Annotated in this window: 1 pseudogene; it reads left to right on the top strand. The window is 61.5% G+C overall.

The features are described 5' to 3' along the window. Positions 1 to 421, top strand: a pseudogene (locus ASG38_RS18420) (T9SS C-terminal target domain-containing protein); the annotation flags it as partial.

Below are 421 nucleotides of genomic sequence, written 5' to 3'. Positions count from 1 at the left end.
GAAGGAGGACGGCTTCGGGAAGGAAGACTTCTGGATAATAAAACTCAACGCCAAGGGAGGCGAGCAGTGGCAGCGCACCATAGGAGGTTCCGGACAGGAACTGCTGCAGAGCGTCGTGCCCACCTCAGACGGCGGATACCTGCTGGCAGGCTCCTCAAGCTCTGCCAAAAGCGAGAAGCTTGCCGCAGGACAGCCCGACCCGTTCGGGAAATCCGAGGCCGGGTTCGGCAGCCTCGACTACTGGGCCGTGAAGCTCGATTCCGAAGGGAAGATCGAATGGCAGAAGGTTTTCGGGGGACAGTATGCCGACCAGCTCCGGAGCGCCGTGCAGACGCGCGACGGCGGGTACCTGCTGGCAGGCTCCTCCAACTCGCCAGAATCCGGAAACAAGTCCGAGAAGTGCTACGGCATGTCCGACTAC

Source organism: Flavobacterium sp. Leaf359 (assembly GCF_001423985.1).
Taxonomy (GTDB): Bacteria; Bacteroidota; Bacteroidia; order Flavobacteriales; family Flavobacteriaceae; genus Flavobacterium; species Flavobacterium lindanitolerans.
Note: the sequence above shows the minus strand (reverse complement) of the source record. Positions and strands in the feature narration are given on the sequence as shown.